The 295-nt window shown below is 42.4% G+C and carries 1 pseudogene; it reads left to right on the top strand.

From position 1 onward, the window contains the following. Positions 1 to 295: pseudogene (locus tag ACFIO5_RS12300) on the top strand (tail fiber domain-containing protein); the annotation flags it as partial.

Raw genomic sequence — 295 nt, 5'->3', positions numbered from 1 at the left:
GATCAAGCCAATCAAAATCAGTTGGTTAGCGCTAATAACTTTTTTCAAGGTCAAGGTCAGGCAAATCTCAATGCGTTGGCTGGAGGTGGTTTGCTTGATGCCAATCATCAACAACAATTAGACGAAGAGCGACAGAAATGGGAACAGCAGAATAATCTTGATTGGGATCAGTTAAGTAAGCTGCTTGCAGCTGGTACGGCTTCTGCTGGAAATTACGGAATGCAAACGGAACAAAGGACACAGTTTACGCCGCAAACAAAACTTAATCCATGGCAAACTATTGGAAATGTTGGAA

The sequence above is a fragment of the Bartonella sp. AA86SXKL genome, from assembly GCF_042196885.1.
This window is presented reverse-complemented; position numbering and strand designations above follow the sequence as displayed.